Here is a 15,951-nt window from a genome sequence, read left to right as displayed (position 1 = left end):
CGCGATATTGATCTGGATTACAACGCAACGGTGTTTGGCCGTGTCTGTGCACATGCATCGTGTCTACGCCACGCTCAAATTTGTGTCGGCGCTATGCGGCTGCCGCTTTTGATCAGCCCGGCGCAACCCGCAGTGCCGCTGGCGCGCTGCTGTAGGCGCACCCGCTGTGGATGACGCGGGGTAGGTCGCGTCTGATGGCGAGCACAACGGCGCTCTCCCAGCATGCAAGCACCGCCTGCAGTTACAGGGTGGCCAGCTAACCGCAGGAGACCTGTCCATGTTTATTCACAATAAACGTCTGCAATACACCGTACGCGTGGCGCAACCCAATCCGGGGCTCGCCAATTTGCTGCTGGAGCAATTCGGCGGCCCGCAAGGCGAGCTTGCCGCAGCCATGCGTTATTTCACCCAGGCTGTGGGCGAGGATGATCCCGGCCGCAAGGATTTGCTGCTGGATATCGCCACCGAAGAACTCAGCCATCTGGAAATTATCGGTTCGATCATCGCGATGCTGAACAAGGGCGCCAAAGGCGATCTGGCCGAAGCCACGCAAAGCCAGGCCGATCTGTATCGCGCCATTAATGGAGCCGGCAATGACAGTCACGTTACTCAGGTCCTGTTTGGGGGCGGTCCCGCACTGGTGAATTCGGCCGGTGTGCCCTGGACTGCCGCGTATGTGGACACCATCGGCGAACCCACCGCCGATTTCCGCTCCAATATCGCCGCCGAAGCGCGCGCCAAGATCGTGTATGAACGCTTGATCAACGTCACTGACGACCCCGGTATCCAGGAAGCGTTGGGCTTTTTGATGACGCGCGAAGTGGCGCATCAAAAGTCGTTTGAGAAAGCCTTGTATTCGATCCAGCCCAATTTTCCGTCGGGCAAAATGCCGCCGATTCCGGAATATGCGGATCTGTATTTCAAGATGTCGCAAGGCGCGGAACCGGAACTGGGCCCGTGGAACCAGGGCAAGGGCCTCGAACTGGTACTGGACCCGCAACCGGCCGTCGATGGCGGCAGCGGTGGCGCGACGGTGGAGCTGCCCAAAGACCAGATCGCGACGCTGAAGGCGCTGGCGCGCCGCACCATGTCCGACCCGGATATCGACCCGGTGACGGGCGCGGAGCTGGGCCAGACGCCGCAGAAAGAATAAGCGCCATTGGTCCTGGCAGTACAAAAGCGCCTCCGTCGGGAGGCGTTTTTTTTGCGCAGCCAGGCCAATACCAGGAGTACTCCTGGGCGCGCCGCGCTAAAGCGTGGGGTAAGCTATACGACAAATTAGTGTGGCGACACCTGTATCCAGCGTTGTCACATCACACATTCCCCGGAGCCATCATGAACTCACGCACTTGCCATGAAACCAGCGCGCTCAAACACAGCCAGCGCCATTGTTCCACATGCTCGTTGCGCGAGCTGTGCCTGCCGGTGGGCCTGTCCAGCGACGAGCTCGATAGCGTGGCCGACCTGGTGTCGCGCGGGCGCAAGCTGCATCGGGGCGAGGTGCTGTTCCGCGCCCATAGCCCGTTTGAAAACCTGTATGCCGTACGGCTGGGGTCGTTCAAATCCAGCGTGCTGGGTGTGGGCGGCCAGGAACAGATTACCGGCTTTGCCATGATGGGCGATCTGATGGGCATGGACGGCATCGAACGCAATGTCTATGCGTCCGATATGGTGGCGCTGGAAGACAGCGAGGTGTGCACGTTTCCGTTTTCAGCGATGGAAGCGCTGGGTTTGCGTATCCCGGCTTTGCGCCGCCATCTGTACCGCGTGTTAAGCCGCGAAATCCGCAATGACCACGGCGTGATGTTGCTGCTGGGCAAAATGCAGGCGGACGAACGCGTGGCTAGTTTTATCCGCAACCTGTCGTTGCGACATGCGCAACGCGGTTATTCCGGCTCGGCGTTTCATCTGCGCATGACGCGCGAAGAAATCGGCAGCTATCTGGGGCTGAGCCTGGAAACAGTCAGCCGCATGTTTGCGCGGCTGCAGCAGCAAGGCGTGCTGGATGTGCAAGGCCGCCTGGTCAGCATTCTCGATATGGACGCGCTGGCGCAGATCGGCGCCCCCTGCAAATAAGGCGCGCCCCCGCGTCGGGCCGCGCCAGGGCAGAACGCCCCGTGCGCGGCCACCCCTTGCCCTACAATGCTGTGCGCGCGCAAGACTTCACACCGGAACCTCGGCGCTGAATGTCGGCCTCCTTTCGCGTGGCCCCGACCCTGTTGTCCTGCCCGGAAAACCACTGTGACCCGTACTGCCGCCCCGCTGAACGCCAATCCGGCGTTTCACTCCGCGTTATCCCGCCACATCGTCGTGCCCTTGCTGGTCAGCGTGGGCTTGTGTACGTGCTTTCTGGCGCTGATGTTTTATCTGCTGTCGGTCAATCGCTGGATCGACCGCGCCGACCAGACCACCAGCCAGACCCACCACGCGCTGAAAGAACTGGTGGATGCCGAAACCGGTTTACGCGGCTATCTGGGCACCGGTCGCACGCTGTTTCTGGAGCCGTACAATACCTCCAACGAACAACTGCCCGCTACCTTTGCCGCACTGAAAGACCAGGTTGCCGCCGATCCCTTGCAAGCCGCGCTGCTAGGGCAGATTCAGTCCGGCTATCAGTCGTGGCGGCAATATGCGCAGCGCATGTTGGCCCTGCGCCAAAGCACCGACCCGCACGCACAAGCGCTGGTGCAAGGCGCGCTGGCCGAGGAAGGCAAGCAGCGCATGGACGCGATGCGCGGCGCCTTCGACCAGTTGATGGCGGCGCAAGAAGCCTTGCGCGCCACGCGCAGCCACGATGTATCCACGGCGATTTCGGTGATCGTGGTGCTGACGATTCTGGCGGCCGTGGGCATCGGCGTGCTGCTGGGCTCGATAGGCCGCCGCCGTATGGCGGTGCTGGCCGCCACCTATGACAGCGCCCTGGCCCGGCACGAAACCAATACCGAGCGGCTGGAAGCGCAAGCGGCCCTGGCCAGCGGCCTGGCCGCGCTGGGCCACGAAGTGTTGGGCGAGCAATCGGTGGCCGCGCTCTCGCACAGCATCCTCAACCAGCTGGTGAAGTTTTTTGGCGCAGCAACGGGCGCGATGTATGTGTCGTCCGATAACGCCAGTTATGTGCGACGCGCGCAATACGGCTGGCGCGATGCGGCGCTGGCGCTGCGGCCCGCGTTTAATCGCGGCGACAGTCTGGCGGGCGAAGTGGTGGCGTCCAACGAAGTGAAACTGCTGCCGGGCCTGGCGGCCGGGCATGTTCAGGTGTCCACGTTGCTGGGCGATAGCGCGCCCGAACAAGTATTGCTGATGCCCGCGCGCGGCGCGCGTGAAGTCAATGCGGTGATCGAACTGGGTTTTACCGGCCCGGCCCCGGCGGCGGCAGTCGAATTTGCGCAGCTGGCGTCGTTCAATATCGGCATGGCCATCGAATCCGCGCAGTACCGCGAACGCCTGCAATCGGTGTTGCACGAAACCCAGCAACTGAATGAAGAACTGCAAACGCAGCAAGAAGAATTGCGCGTGGCCAATGAAGAATTGACCGAGCAATCCCGCTTGCTGGCCGAAAGCCAGCTCAAGCTGGAAAACCAGCAAGCCGAGCTGGAACAAAACAACGAGCAACTGGGCGTACACAGCGCTGCCTTGCAGGTGCAAAAGGATCTGGCCGACAAGCGCAACGACGCGCTCGAACTGGCGCAACAACAACTGGAACAGCGCGCGCGTGAACTGGCCCAGGCCAGCCAGTACAAGTCTGAATTTCTGGCCAATATGTCGCATGAACTGCGCACGCCGCTGAACAGCTCGCTGATTCTGGCGTCGTTGCTAGGGGCGAATGCCAAAGGCAACCTGGACGAAGAACAGGTGCGCTTTGCCAACACCATCCACACTGCGGGCCTGGATTTGCTGGCGCTGATCAACGACGTGCTCGATTTATCCAAGGTGGAAGCGGGCAAGCTGGAAGTGTGGCCGCAAAGCCTGGCCATCGATCCGATGCTGGACAACCTGGAGCAATTGTTCCGCCCGCTGGCCGAATCACGTCAGTTGGGCTTTGGCATCAAGAAAGCGCCAGGCGTGCCGGTGTGGATGCACACCGACGCCGCGCGCTTGCAGCAGATCCTTAAAAACCTGTTGTCCAACGCGATCAAATTTACCGAGCAGGGCAGCGTGGTGCTGACGGTGGCGCCGGGCGCAGACAACCATCTGACGTTTGCAGTGCAAGACAGCGGCATCGGCATTGCGCCCGCTTATCTGCCCAATGTGTTTGAGGCGTTCAGCCAGGCGGATGGCGCAACCAATCGGCAATACGGCGGCACCGGTCTGGGCCTGAGTATTTCGCGCGATCTGGCGCGCTTGCTCGGTGGCGATATTGCGGTGGAAAGCAAGCAGGGTGAGGGCAGCGTGTTTACGCTGTCGGTGCTGCGCGAACTGCGCGTGGGCGTGGAGCCGACGGCGAGCACGGCACTGGATGCGTCAACGCCCCCCGCCAGCGAAATCGCCCAACCCGTCACTGCCCCGGCCATCGCGGTGTTTCCCACCCGGCGCGACGGCGCGCGCACGGTGCTGATTATCGAAGACGACGCCGTGTTTGCCGAAACGCTCACGCTCCTGGGTACCGACCAAGGCTTTGACTGCCTGGTGGCGCAGACCGCCGAAAGTGGGCTGGCCCTGGCGCTGGCGCATCGCCCTGACGCAATCTTGCTGGACGTCAAACTGCCGGATCAATCCGGGCTGGCGCTGCTGGAGCAACTGAAGCAAACGCCAGCGCTGCGCCATGTACCGGTGCATATGATGTCGGGCGAGGATCGCACCGAGGCTGCGCTGCAACTGGGCGCCATCGGCTACGCACTCAAGCCGGTTAACCACGCGCAACTGCTGGCCGTGTTCGCGCGGCTGGAAGAACAACTCACGCGCACGGTGCGCGAAGTGCTGCTGGTGGAAGACGATGCCGGCCAGCGCGAAAGCATCCGCGCATTGATCGGCGCCACCGACGTGCATATCGTCGCCGTGCCCTCGGCCGCCGAAGCCCTGAAGCAGCTGGAACACACGGTCTTTGATTGCATGATTGTCGATCTGGGCTTGCCCGATATGCAGGGCAGCCAGTTGCTGGAACAGATGGCCGCCAGCCAGACCTACGCGTTTCCGCCCGTCATCGTGTATACCGGCCGCGAATTGTCGCGCCAGGAAGAACACGAACTGCGCCGCTATTCCCATTCCATCATCATCAAAGGCGCGCATTCACCCGAGCGCCTGCTGGATGAAGTAACGCTGTTTCTGCATCAGGTGGAAAGCCAACTGCCCGCCGATCGCCAGCAAATGCTGAAAGCGGTGCGCAACCGCGAAAACATTTTCGAAGGCCGCAAGGTGCTGGTGGTGGACGACGACGTGCGCAATATCTTTGCGCTGACCAGCGTGCTGGAACAGAAGGGTATTGAAGTCGAAATCGGTCGCAACGGCCAGGAAGCGCTGGACCGCATGGCGCAAGCGCCGGGCATCGATCTGGTGTTGATGGACATCATGATGCCGCTGATGGATGGGTTTGAGGCCATCCGCCGCCTGCGCGAACAGCCCGCGTTTAAACGTCTGCCCATCATCGCCATTACCGCCCGCGCCACGCGCGATGACCAGGAACGCTGCATGACGGCAGGCGCCAGCGACTATTTGGCCAAACCGATCGAGCTGGACAAGCTGCTGGGCCTGTTGCGCGTGTGGATGCCGCGCCACTAGGCGGCTTGCGCCGCCTCGGTCGGGTCAGGACAGCCAGAACAGGATGGCGCTGATGATCAAACTGGACAGCAAAAAATAGCCCGCGCTGAGCACGCCATAGGCCAGCGGGCGCGGAATGTTGGGGTTGATGGCCATATTCATCGCGGTAGCCGCCAGACCACACACGCCCACGATGCCGCCAAACCGCAGCGCCTGCGCCAGCGAGCTGATCTGTAATGCCTGCATCAGCAGCGCGCAGCCGCAGGTCGTCACCAGCATGCAGAGCGCGGGCCCGACGATGTACAACGGCGGCATTTTGCCTTGTGGCTCATCGGCGCGCCCCAGCACGGCGGCGTACTGTCGCCCGAAAATACCGGCAAACCAGATGCCACCCAGAATGGTGACAGCCACTGTCGCCGCCAATACGGCCAGCAGATTGATGGGGTAGAGCAATGTGTTCATGTGGTTTTTCCAGTGCGGTGAGCGTGGGGTTTGCGCGGCGGCGAGACACCCGCGCTTTGGTGTGACAACGGCAAATAATCTAACATGGACAACTGCCATTTTTTGTCAGTAGCCCCATGTCCCGCTCTGAACGTTTACTACGCCTGCTGCAGGCCATCCGCAGCCTGAATGCACCGGTTACCGCAACGCGACTGGCGGCGGAAACCGGCGTGTCGCTGCGCTCGGTGTACCGCGATATCGACAGCCTGCGCGCCTCGGGTGCCCGGATTGAGGGCGAGCGCGGCTATGGCTACACGCTGATCGAAGACGGCACCTTGCCGCCGCAGACCTTAAGCCGCATCGAGATCGAAGCGCTGTTGCTGGGGCTGGCCGAAGTGCAGCAGATGGGCGACCCCGCGCTGGCCGACGCCGCCCGCGCCGTGCTGGCCAAAGTGACGGCGACGCTGCCTTCGCTGGGCCAGCAACATCTGCTGCACGCGGTGTCGCAAGTCCACCAGTTTGAACCCCGGCCCGCCGCGCCCGCAGAGATCGATGTCATCCGCCAGGCCTGCTGGCGCGAAGACAGCCTGCACATCCAGTATGTTGATCAGACGGGCGTGGTCAGCGAGCGCATCGTGCTGCCGCTGTCCATCGTGTATGTGGACCGCCACTTTGTGCTGCTGGCCTACTGCACGTTGCGCGAAGACTTCCGCATTTTCCGGCTCGACCGGATGCGGGCGGTGGCGAATACCGGCTCCAGTTTCCGCCCGCGGCGTGTGGGCTTGTTGCGCGACTACCTGGCGCAACTGCGCCAGCGCGCGGCCAACCCGATCACGCCGGGCCAAACCACTGGCTAAACCCTTCGATGCCAGCGGCCATGTGGCAGTTGGCGCGTTGGCAGATCTGACTTTCCACCGCGTGCAGCGCGGCGTACGGGTCGGGCGCGTCGCATAAGGCAAGCGCCATCTCGGCGGCATCCAGCATGGCCAGGTTTACGCCCAGGCCCACCGGTGGCATCAAGTGCGCGGCATCGCCAATCAGACTGATGCCGCGACGCGGTGTCCATTGCACCGGCGCGGGCAAAGTAAAAATGGGGCGCGCGCTAAAGTCGGCGCATGCGTCGAACAGCGCAAGCAGCGGCGCGGCCCAGCCCGCGTAACGCGCGCGCAGCAGCGGCTTGAGCGCAGCGCCTGAGCGGGCCTCGTGCCATGGCTTTGGCACGTTGCGCAACGCGGCGTAAACGCACAGCCGGCCCGCGCCATTGCGCTGCGCGATCAAGGCTTGCGGTCCGCCCAGGGCAAACATCGTGCCGCGCCCCACCAGGCTGGCCTGCGCGGCCGTGGGTTGGGCAATCCAGCCTTCAAAGAAGGTGATGCCGGTGTAGCGCGGCTGTACCGCCGTCAACAATGTGCGCACGCGCGACCATGCGCCGTCCGCACCGATCACCACGTCCGCGCTGGCCTCGGCGCCATCGTTGAATATCAGCCGGTGCGGACCGCTGGCGCTGGCGTCGACGCGCTGCAGCTTTTTGCCCCACTGCACGACGCTGGCGGGCAGCGCATCCAGCAGCAGCTGCAACAGCACGCCGCGGTCGATCTCGGGGCGATCCAGCTGGCGATCCGGGCCGGCCGCGCCCGCAATCACCTGGCCCGATATCGGATCGACTGCGCGTTCTTGCTGGTCTTCATGCCGCGCGATGGCGCGAAACGCCTGCAACAGCCCGGCATGGTGCAGCGCCAATTGGCCTTTGTCGGCGTGCAAATCCAGTGACCCACCTTGCGCACGCTGGGCGGGCGCGGCGGCGGCCTCGTACACGCGTACCTTGTGGCCGTGGCGGCACAGAATAACGGCGGCGGTCAGCCCGGCCGGGCCCGCGCCGATCAGGGCGATTTCTGCTGGTTGCGACATTGTGCGGCGACTCCGCTTGATATACATTGGTGCCAATGTAAATTACATCGGAACCAATGTAAATGCCAAATAGCCCAGCGCCCATCGCATCCAGCGCCAACCCCGCGTTTCAGATCAACCGCGTTGCACGCCTGCTGACCCGTTTTTTCGACCGCCAGCTGGCCGGACAGGGCATCAGCGTGGCTTATCTACCTGTGCTGGGCGCGCTGCGTGCTGCCCATGCGCTTTCGCAAAAAGAACTGGCGCAGCAAGCACAGATTGGCCAGCCCGCCATGGCGCAAATGCTGGAGCGCATGGTGAAAGAAGGCCTGTTGCTGCGCGCGCCCGATCCCGCCGATGGCCGCAAGGCCTTGTTCTCGCTCTCGGCCCGCGCCAGCGCGCAGCAAGAGGCCGTCCGCCAGGCGCTGGTCAAAGGCAACGCGTTGGCTTTCGCAGACATCGATGAGGCGCAACTGCGGCAGCTGCTGGATAGCTTGAGTACTGTCGAAGCGCGCTTGCGCGTGTTGGTGGGGGCCGATGATTAGCCGCAGCGCAGCCTTGCCGCCGCGTGCGCTGTAGGCGCTTCTCGCCCCACTACAGCGCGCGCCTGCCGCGCAACAAGCGCCCCGCCTGGCACCGATTGCCGCCGCCGCCGACAGCTTTTACAGGGCGGGCGGCGGACACTGCAGTCTCCACCCGCGCCAACACATAGCGGGATTAACGACGACTGCATTGGAGAACGAGCATGGCTGATTCCAAAGATCTGAAACACGAAGCGAATCATGATCCGGTAACGGGTGAAGGCGAATTCCATCCGGCGGGCACAGCAGGCGGCGCAGCCGTCGGCGGTGCAGTGGGTATCGGCGCGGCGGCTGCGGCTGGCGCGGCAATGGGTGCGGCGGCAGGCCCGATCGGGCTGGCTGCAGGCGCGGTGGTGGGCGCAGTAGCGGGCGGGCTGGCGGGCAAAGCCGTCGCCGAGCGCGTTGACCCTACTGTCGAAGACGAATACTGGCGCAACAACCACACCACGCAGACTTTTACTGCGGGCCGGCCGTTTGATGATTTCCATGGCGCGTATCGCACCGGCTATGAAGGCGCGGACCGCTATCCCGACAAGACGTTTGATGAAGTCGAACCCGATCTGCAAAACGACTACGCCCGCAACCGCGGCGCATCGACGCTGGACTGGCCGGATTCGCGCGATGCCGCGCGCGCCTCGTGGGATCGCATCGTGGCGCAGCGCGTTGAGCGTTAAGCCCGACGTTGTGCCAGGTTGAAATCAGGCCGGGCTTGTCGCTCGGCCTGGTGCTTTGCAAGGCGCAACCGTGCAGGTCGCGCCATTGGCATATCCGGATTTCGGCCGGTTAACCAGATCAAGCGAGTTGGGGGAGGGGCTATGCGCAGATTGAGTGTGGCGGGCATGGCGTTGTTGTGTCTGGCGGGTTGTGGCACGCCCAAAGCCAGTTTTTATCCATCCGCGGCCACGGATCGCAAGCTGGTGGCCACCGTGGTCATCGGGGTGGATACCTTGACCGACAGCGAGTGGCGGTTCTGGAACTACGCCAAAGCCACCGGCACGGTCAGCAAAAAGCCGGGTGATGGCGCGTTCTTTATCAAACTACCGCCCGCGCACAGTTTTATCGTGATGAAGCTGCCGGTGGATGAAGCCGGGCGCTTCGGCCCCGATGTGTTCGCGCTGAATGGCAAAGCGTATTTTCGCTATTGCAAAGGCGACGCCTTGCCGGCGGTGGCGCTGAAAGCAGGTGAGGTGGTGTACGTCGGCGATGTGCATCTGACCAAAGACAAGGGCACATTCAATCTGGCGTTTGCGCAGGACTTTGCCGCAGCGAAGAAATTTGTGGCGCGCGACTATCCGGATCTGGTGGCCAACTTGCGCGAACGACCCTTCAAGAACTTGCGCGTAACAAGCGCGTGCCCGGCTTGACGGCTCTGCCAGCCCAAACGCCGTAGGGTGCGTTACCCAAAGGGCAACGCACACTTTGGACCGCCGGCCCGGCCCCTACGGGGACATCCCGCATCCACGGCATAAGCGAAAAGTGCGCTGCCCCGCGCTTGAGCTAACCAGCGCGGCGCGACCGGGATTTGAGCTCGCATAGGGTGGGTCTGGACCCACCAGCCAAAGCGGCGTGCCAAGTGCAATGAGGGTGGCCATGGCTTTGATGGCTGGGTGTAGCCCCACCCACCGAAGTGGTGTGCCAAGTGCACGAACATGGTCATGGCTTTGATGGGGGTCTCGACCCACCCTATGCGTGGATCAACGAACCGACGGTGCTGCAGTCGTGCGCCGTGGCGCCGAACGCCAGGCGGATGTACTTGCGGCGTTGCGGGAATGTAGACAGCCGCTCGCTCAAGCTAACCAGCGCGGTACCATGGAGATTTGAGCTCGCATAGGGTGGGTCTAGACCCACCAACCAAAGTGGTACGCCAAGCACTCCGAAGGTAGCAATGGCTTTGTATGGTGGGTCCAGACCCACCCTATGCGTGGATCAACGAACGGCCCCCGATTGATGAGCGTTAACAATCGGGGGCAGTTGTGCATTACCCAACGGTGCTGTGGTCGGGCGCTGTGGCGCCGAACGCCAGGCGGATGTACTTACGGCGTTCCGGGAATGTGGACCGCCACTCGCCCAAGCTAACCAGCGCGGCACGATGGAGATTTGAGCTCGCATAGGGTGGGTCTGGACCCACCCATCAAAGTGGTGTGCCAAGTGCACCGAAGGTGGCCATGGCTCTGTATGGTGGGTCGAGACCCACCTTATGCGTGGATCGATGAACCGCACCCCGATTGATGTTTTGCCAAAAATCGAGGGGCGGTTCGCGTGTTACCCAACGGTACTATGGTCGGGCGCGGTGGCGCCGAACGCCAGGCGGATGTACTTGCGGCGTTCCGGGAATGTGGACAGCCGCTCGCTCAAGCTAACCAGCGCGGCACGATCGGGATCGTGGTCCGGGCGCTCGCTCAGGGTATGGGCCAGCGCACCTTTGATAAAAGCAAACTGGCCCGCATTCATCGATTTTTCGGTCATGATTCTGCCTCCTGTGATGAACCGGAAATCCACCGCTACAGCGCCTGCCGTAACGCGTTGAGCGTTGTTTTGCAGATCGCTACAAAAAGCGTCGTCAGCGTGAATCTCGACACTTTCATTGTGCCCCTGTAACAGAATTTGCTTTATCGGCTGTTGGCACTTCCCCTTGTAAGCTAAAGGCTTAGGGGCGGCCAGGGCGCTGGCGCGCGGGGATGCCGGAGGCGCAATGGCCTTGTCAGCGCGCGCCTGCGCGCCGCGCCATCGCCTGCGGCCACGCCCTGGCCGATCCATTCATCCGCGCCGATGGCGTTTCGTCGCGCTTTGGCGCAACTGGTCGCAAGCGTGCATGCCTGCGCCGGGTTTTGCTGAGAATGGCTCATCTCAACGCGGAAGCCTGTCCCATGAAACCCACCTACGTCGCCCTCAGCCTGCTTGCCATGTTTGCCTTGAACCCCGCCGCCTGGAGTGCGCCGCAAGCCACTGCCGCTGCCGCCTCGGCCACCGCTACCGCGATTGAAGGCGCATTGCCCGACCGCACCCGGCTGCTGTTCTGGACGCCCGCAGAACAGCGCGTGGGCTATCAGCACATGGAAGCCATCTTCCCCGGCCGCAGCGTGGATGCCGCCGCCACCCCCAGCACCCTGCGCGTCGCCAGCAAGCCGCTGGACGTGGCCATCACCTGGCAAGGCAAAACCACCGATATCGCTGGCTATATGCAGCAACAAAACATGGCGGGCGTGCTGGTGCTGTCGCATGGCCAGATCGTGCTGGAAAAATACGCGTTGGGCCTGACGCAAAGCGGCCGCTGGACTTCGTGGTCGATGGCCAAATCGGTGACGTCCACGCTGGTAGGCGCGGCGGTCAAGGATGGCGCGATCCATAGCGTGGACGACGCGGTCACCACCTATTTGCCAGAACTGGCTGGCAGCGGTTATCGCGATGTGACGGTACGCCAGTTGCTGACCATGACCTCGGGCGTGCGCTGGAACGAGGACTATCGCGACCCGGCCGCCGACGTTAACAAACTGGGCGCGGCGGTGATGCAAAAAGGCGACGCCGGTCTGCTTGATTACATGGCCAGACTGCCACGCGAAGCCGAACCCGGCACCGCCTTTGTCTACAAAACCGGCGAAAGCGATCTGATCGGCCTGCTGGTCAGTCGCGCCACGCATCAACCGCTGGCCGATTATTTGTCGCAAAAAGTCTGGCAACCGGTCGGCATGGAACAACCCGCATTCTGGGTAAACGGCCCGCACGGCACGGCCATGAGCGGATGTTGCCTGAGTAGTTCGCTGCGCGATTACGGCCGCTTTGGCCAGTTCTTCATGCACGGCGGCAAGGCGGCCAACGGCGCGCAAATCCTGCCGCAAGACTGGACGCGTGAAGCCACCACGTCGGTGGCCGATACCGCCAACACCGACCATGGCTACGGCTACCAATGGTGGACCGGCCCCAACGGCACCTACACGGCACGCGGCATCTTCGGCCAGGCCATCTATCTGGACCCGGCGAAAGACCTGGTGATTGTGCAAGTGGGCGCGTGGCCGCACGCCACCGACGCCGCTCTGGTGGCGCAGCGCGACGCGATGTTTGCGGCCGTGGCGGCGCAAGTTCACTAAGTTGCGCGAGGGCTAGGGCTGTTGCGGCTGCGCCTGGCAAGGCCCGCTAAAACCAAAACAAGCGCCGCCAGTGGCCCGGCCTTCGCACCACACCTGGCCGCCGTGATGGCGCGCAATGGTTTGCACCAGGGCCAGGCCCAGCCCCACGCCGCCATCGCGTTCACGACTACCGGCCAGCCGGTAAAACGGCTCAAACACTCGCGTGCGCTCGGCTTCGGGTACACCGGGGCCGCTGTCGCACACCCGCAGGCTGAATTGCTGCGCTGGCTGTGTCTGCAAGTACACGCTGACCGGCGACATGCCACCATGGCGCCACGCGTTTTCAAGCAGATTGCGCACCAGGCGGCGCAGCAGGCGCGGGTCGCCCTGCATGACGATGTGGTCAGCCTGCAATTGCGCTTTGGTGCGCGCGCATTCTTCGGCCACCAATGCGGTCAGGTCGACCGTTTCAAACACGGGCATGTGCGTGGCGTCGGCCATCTCCAGCCGGCTGGCCAGCAAGATTTCGCCGACCAGATCATCCAGCTCACGCACGCTTTGCGCGATTTCGGCGGCAGCCGGGTTGTGCTCGTCACCCACCAGACTGGCCGCCACCTGGATACGCGCCAATGGCGATCTGAATTCATGCGACGCGTTGGCCAACAAGGTTTTCTGGGCACGCACCAGGGCTTCGATCCGTGCCGCGGCGCGGTTGAAGCTGCGCGCCACGCGGCCCACTTCATCGTCGCCCTGGATGTCGACACGTGCTTGCAGATTGCCTTCGCCCAACGCTTCGACACTGCGTTGCAAATCTTCCAGCCGCCGCGTTATCCGCCGCACGATGGGAAACGTGCTGGCCGCCACCGCCAACGCCACCGCCAACAGCAACACGCAATACATCCACGGTTGATGCGCGCGGTTATCGCTAAAGCGCACCACCAGCACGCGGCCATCGGCCAACTGCCAGACAAAGCGGCTGGCCAGCCAGTCATCAAAATTGCCGCCGGGCTGCACATGGCGCGGGGGTGGGATACGCGGATCGGGCCGCGTAATCGGTTGGCCGTCGGCGCTAAACAGCGCAAACACAATGCGCGTGCGCGCCATCCAGTCTTCCACGGCCTGGCGTTGCGCTTGCGCGCTGGCGCTGGCGGGCGGCAGGCTTTGTTCAACGATGGACGCAAACGTCGAAAACGCGGGCCGATGGCGCCGGTCATCGTCGGCCAGCCACGACACGCCGATGGCGCACGCAATCACAATCAGCATCGCACCCGCCACGGCGCGATAGATTTGCTGGTACATCGGCAAGCGCTGCGTGCGTTGGCTAAACCGGCCCATGCTCAGCTTTCCAGCAAGCGCGAGAACACATAACCCACGCCGCGCACGGTAATGATGCGGGCAGGAAACCGCGGGTCATCTTCGATGGCGTTGCGGATGCGGCCCACGTGCACATCAATCGAGCGGTCAAACGCTTCCAGCGCTTCGCCGCGCACCGCCTGGCGCAACTGGTCGCGGCTCAGCACGCGGCCCGCGTTGCTGGCCAGCACCACCAGCAAATCAAACTGGAATGACGTGAGTGCGCGCGGCTGCCGATCCAGCAAGACCGTGCGCGCGCCGGTATCAATCTCCAGCCGGCCAAAGCGCAGCGCCGGCGGTACTTCGGCCGGGCTGCTGGCGGTGCGGCGCAACACGGCGCGCACGCGGGCCAGCAGTTCGCGCGGCTCAAACGGTTTGGGCAGATAGTCATCCGCGCCCAGTTCCAGCCCCACGATACGGTCGGTGGGATCGCCGCGCGCCGTCACCATGATGATGGCGGGGCAGACCGGTTGCGGCGTGTCGGTGCGGATGCGCCGGCAGACATCCAGGCCGTCGGCATCGGGCAACATCAAATCCAGCAAGATCAGATCGTAATGATGACGCCGCAGCGCGTTCAGCCCACTTTGGGCGTCTTCGACGTGTTCGACCTGAATGCCGTTCTGCGCCATAAAGCCGATGACCATGCGCGCCAGACGCACATCGTCTTCGATCATCAACAAGCGCGGCGCAGCCGGTTTTTTATCGGATAGCAACATGAATACGGACGAGCCCAACGGGGTTTGCACAAGAGCCAGAGCGTAACCAGCCTTGCGCCCAGCGGGTATGCCTGACGCCGTAAAGTTATGTAAAGCCGCCCGGGTTTGGGCGGCTTTACATAACTTTACCCATCGTAAATCAACGCCTTACATGCCTTTGCTGCAATAGCCGGGCCGCTGAACGGGCGTGGCCGTGTACAGACACGCCACGCGCCACAGCCGTTTTTTTGCCATCCGACCCGCGCAGCAAAGGAAAAAAACACCATGTACCCGCATCCGCGCCGCTTTGCGGCATTAGGGAGCACGCTTGCGTTGTTGCTGCAAGCGCCCGCCAGCCATGCCGAACCCACCACCCCACCATCCGCTGCACATTTTGATATTACCGTTGGCGGCGGCGTGGGCACCGAGCCGCGCTATAGCGGCGCCAGCGATCATCACGCCAAATTCATCCCCATCGTCAAAGTCACCTATGGCCACTGGTTTATCGGCGGAGAAGATACCGGCGCAGCCGTCGGGTATAACTTTGTGCAAGACCAAAACTGGCTGCTGGCCGCGGGCGTGTATGCCGATCTGTCGCCGCGCCAACAATCGGATGACCCGCATCTGCAGGGCCTGGGCGATGTCAAAACCACGGCGCGCGCTTTGCTGTTGGCGCAATACAGCCAGGACTGGTTAAAGCTGGGCGGCACGCTGACGCAAGACATACTGGGCAAGCACGAAGGCGCACGCGCCATGCTGTACGCGCGGGCCAAATGGGACGTCAACGATCAGCTAACGCTCTTCGCCGGCCCGCGACTGGCTTGGGCGAACAGCGCTTATATGCAGACGTTTTACGGGGTAACGGCGCAGCAGGCGCTGGATAGCGGGCTGGCCGCCTATAACGCGAGCGCCGGGCTGCAAGAAGCCACGCTGGATGTGGGCGCCGATTACCGCATCGATGCGCATTGGGGCGTGGGCGCGCGCTTCAGCTTTGGCAAACTGCATGGCAGCGCTGCCGATAGTCCGATTACCGAAAAGACCAATCAGACTCGTTTTGGCGCTTTTGCCGCTTATCATTTTTAGCGTTAAAGCGCAGACGTGGGCGGCGTCCACGCCGCCCGGCACAACCCGGCTCCGCGCCGCGTGCGACGGTGTCCACAGGCGGCGTGCGTTGCCCGCCGGTAGGCGCCATCCGGAGCGCGGGCCGCCATCCAGCCAAAGCCTTGTGCATCGAGA

Annotated in this window: 14 protein-coding genes; 9 read left to right on the top strand and 5 right to left on the bottom strand. The window is 63.1% G+C overall.

Features of this window, described 5'->3' with window-relative positions:
- Positions 1-277 precede the first annotated feature (277 nt).
- The 3 genes from WG78_RS19795 (at position 278) to WG78_RS19785 (ending at position 5,715) form a co-directional block, all read left to right on the top strand.
- Positions 278-1,153, top strand: a complete 876-nt coding sequence (locus WG78_RS19795; protein WP_053939566.1) for a manganese catalase family protein — start codon at positions 278-280, stop codon at positions 1,151-1,153.
- Positions 1,154-1,335: 182 nt separating this feature from the next.
- Complete coding sequence (gene fnr / locus WG78_RS19790; protein ID WP_053939565.1) at positions 1,336-2,076, top strand: fumarate/nitrate reduction transcriptional regulator Fnr; 741 nt, start codon at positions 1,336-1,338, stop codon at positions 2,074-2,076.
- Positions 2,077-2,241: 165 nt separating this feature from the next.
- Positions 2,242-5,715 (top strand): response regulator, encoded by a 3,474-nt coding sequence (locus WG78_RS19785; protein WP_053939564.1) that lies wholly within the window; start codon positions 2,242-2,244, stop codon positions 5,713-5,715.
- Positions 5,716-5,739: 24 nt separating this feature from the next.
- Here WG78_RS19785 and WG78_RS19780 read toward each other — a convergent pair whose 3' ends face one another.
- Positions 5,740-6,156 carry a DUF1761 domain-containing protein gene (locus WG78_RS19780; protein ID WP_053939563.1) on the bottom strand — a complete coding sequence of 139 codons (417 nt, stop codon included), beginning with the start codon at positions 6,154-6,156 and terminating at the stop codon, positions 5,740-5,742.
- 116 nt (positions 6,157-6,272) lie between these two features.
- On the opposite strand from WG78_RS19780, the gene WG78_RS19775 reads away from it, so the two are divergent.
- Positions 6,273-6,992: a helix-turn-helix transcriptional regulator gene (locus WG78_RS19775; RefSeq protein WP_053939562.1), complete on the top strand. Its 720-nt coding sequence runs from the start codon at positions 6,273-6,275 to the stop codon at positions 6,990-6,992.
- On the opposite strand, the gene WG78_RS19770 is transcribed toward WG78_RS19775, so the two are convergent.
- The gene (locus WG78_RS19770) at positions 6,967-8,043 is read right to left on the bottom strand and encodes an FAD-dependent oxidoreductase (protein ID WP_053939561.1); all 1,077 of its coding nucleotides are present in this window, start codon (positions 8,041-8,043) and stop codon (positions 6,967-6,969) included. The genes WG78_RS19775 and WG78_RS19770 overlap by 26 nt on opposite strands.
- A 62-nt stretch (positions 8,044-8,105) precedes the next feature.
- Between WG78_RS19770 and WG78_RS19765 the strand changes: the two genes are divergently transcribed.
- The 3 genes from WG78_RS19765 to WG78_RS19755 all read left to right on the top strand — a co-directional run bounded on the left by WG78_RS19765 (position 8,106) and on the right by WG78_RS19755 (position 9,967).
- Positions 8,106-8,567, top strand: a complete 462-nt coding sequence (locus tag WG78_RS19765; protein WP_053939560.1) for a MarR family winged helix-turn-helix transcriptional regulator — start codon at positions 8,106-8,108, stop codon at positions 8,565-8,567.
- Between the two features lie 200 nt (positions 8,568-8,767).
- On the top strand, positions 8,768-9,277 hold the full coding sequence (locus WG78_RS19760) for a hypothetical protein (RefSeq protein WP_053939559.1): 510 nt from the start codon (positions 8,768-8,770) through the stop codon (positions 9,275-9,277).
- Positions 9,278-9,418: 141 nt separating this feature from the next.
- On the top strand, positions 9,419-9,967 hold the full coding sequence (locus WG78_RS19755) for a hypothetical protein (RefSeq protein ID WP_152969319.1): 549 nt from the start codon (positions 9,419-9,421) through the stop codon (positions 9,965-9,967).
- 898 nt (positions 9,968-10,865) lie between these two features.
- On the opposite strand, the gene WG78_RS19750 is transcribed toward WG78_RS19755, so the two are convergent.
- On the bottom strand, positions 10,866-11,069 hold the full coding sequence (locus tag WG78_RS19750; RefSeq protein ID WP_053939557.1) for a hypothetical protein: 204 nt from the start codon (positions 11,067-11,069) through the stop codon (positions 10,866-10,868).
- A gap of 401 nt (positions 11,070-11,470) precedes the next feature.
- Between WG78_RS19750 and WG78_RS19745 the strand changes: the two genes are divergently transcribed.
- On the top strand, positions 11,471-12,688 hold the full coding sequence (locus WG78_RS19745; protein ID WP_161805165.1) for a serine hydrolase domain-containing protein: 1,218 nt from the start codon (positions 11,471-11,473) through the stop codon (positions 12,686-12,688).
- 12 nt (positions 12,689-12,700) lie between these two features.
- Here WG78_RS19745 and WG78_RS19740 read toward each other — a convergent pair whose 3' ends face one another.
- Both WG78_RS19740 and WG78_RS19735 read right to left on the bottom strand, forming a co-directional pair.
- Positions 12,701-14,002 (bottom strand): HAMP domain-containing sensor histidine kinase, encoded by a 1,302-nt coding sequence (locus tag WG78_RS19740; RefSeq protein WP_201782500.1) that lies wholly within the window; start codon positions 14,000-14,002, stop codon positions 12,701-12,703.
- Positions 14,003-14,004: 2 nt separating this feature from the next.
- On the bottom strand, positions 14,005-14,766 hold the full coding sequence (locus WG78_RS19735; RefSeq protein WP_201782499.1) for a response regulator: 762 nt from the start codon (positions 14,764-14,766) through the stop codon (positions 14,005-14,007).
- Positions 14,767-15,000: 234 nt separating this feature from the next.
- On the opposite strand from WG78_RS19735, the gene WG78_RS19730 reads away from it, so the two are divergent.
- Complete coding sequence (locus WG78_RS19730) at positions 15,001-15,798, top strand: MipA/OmpV family protein (RefSeq protein ID WP_053939554.1); 798 nt, start codon at positions 15,001-15,003, stop codon at positions 15,796-15,798.
- The last annotated feature ends 153 nt before the right edge of the window (positions 15,799-15,951 follow it).

Source organism: Amantichitinum ursilacus (assembly GCF_001294205.1).
Lineage (GTDB): Bacteria > Pseudomonadota > Gammaproteobacteria > Burkholderiales > Chitinibacteraceae > Amantichitinum > Amantichitinum ursilacus.
This window is presented reverse-complemented; position numbering and strand designations above follow the sequence as displayed.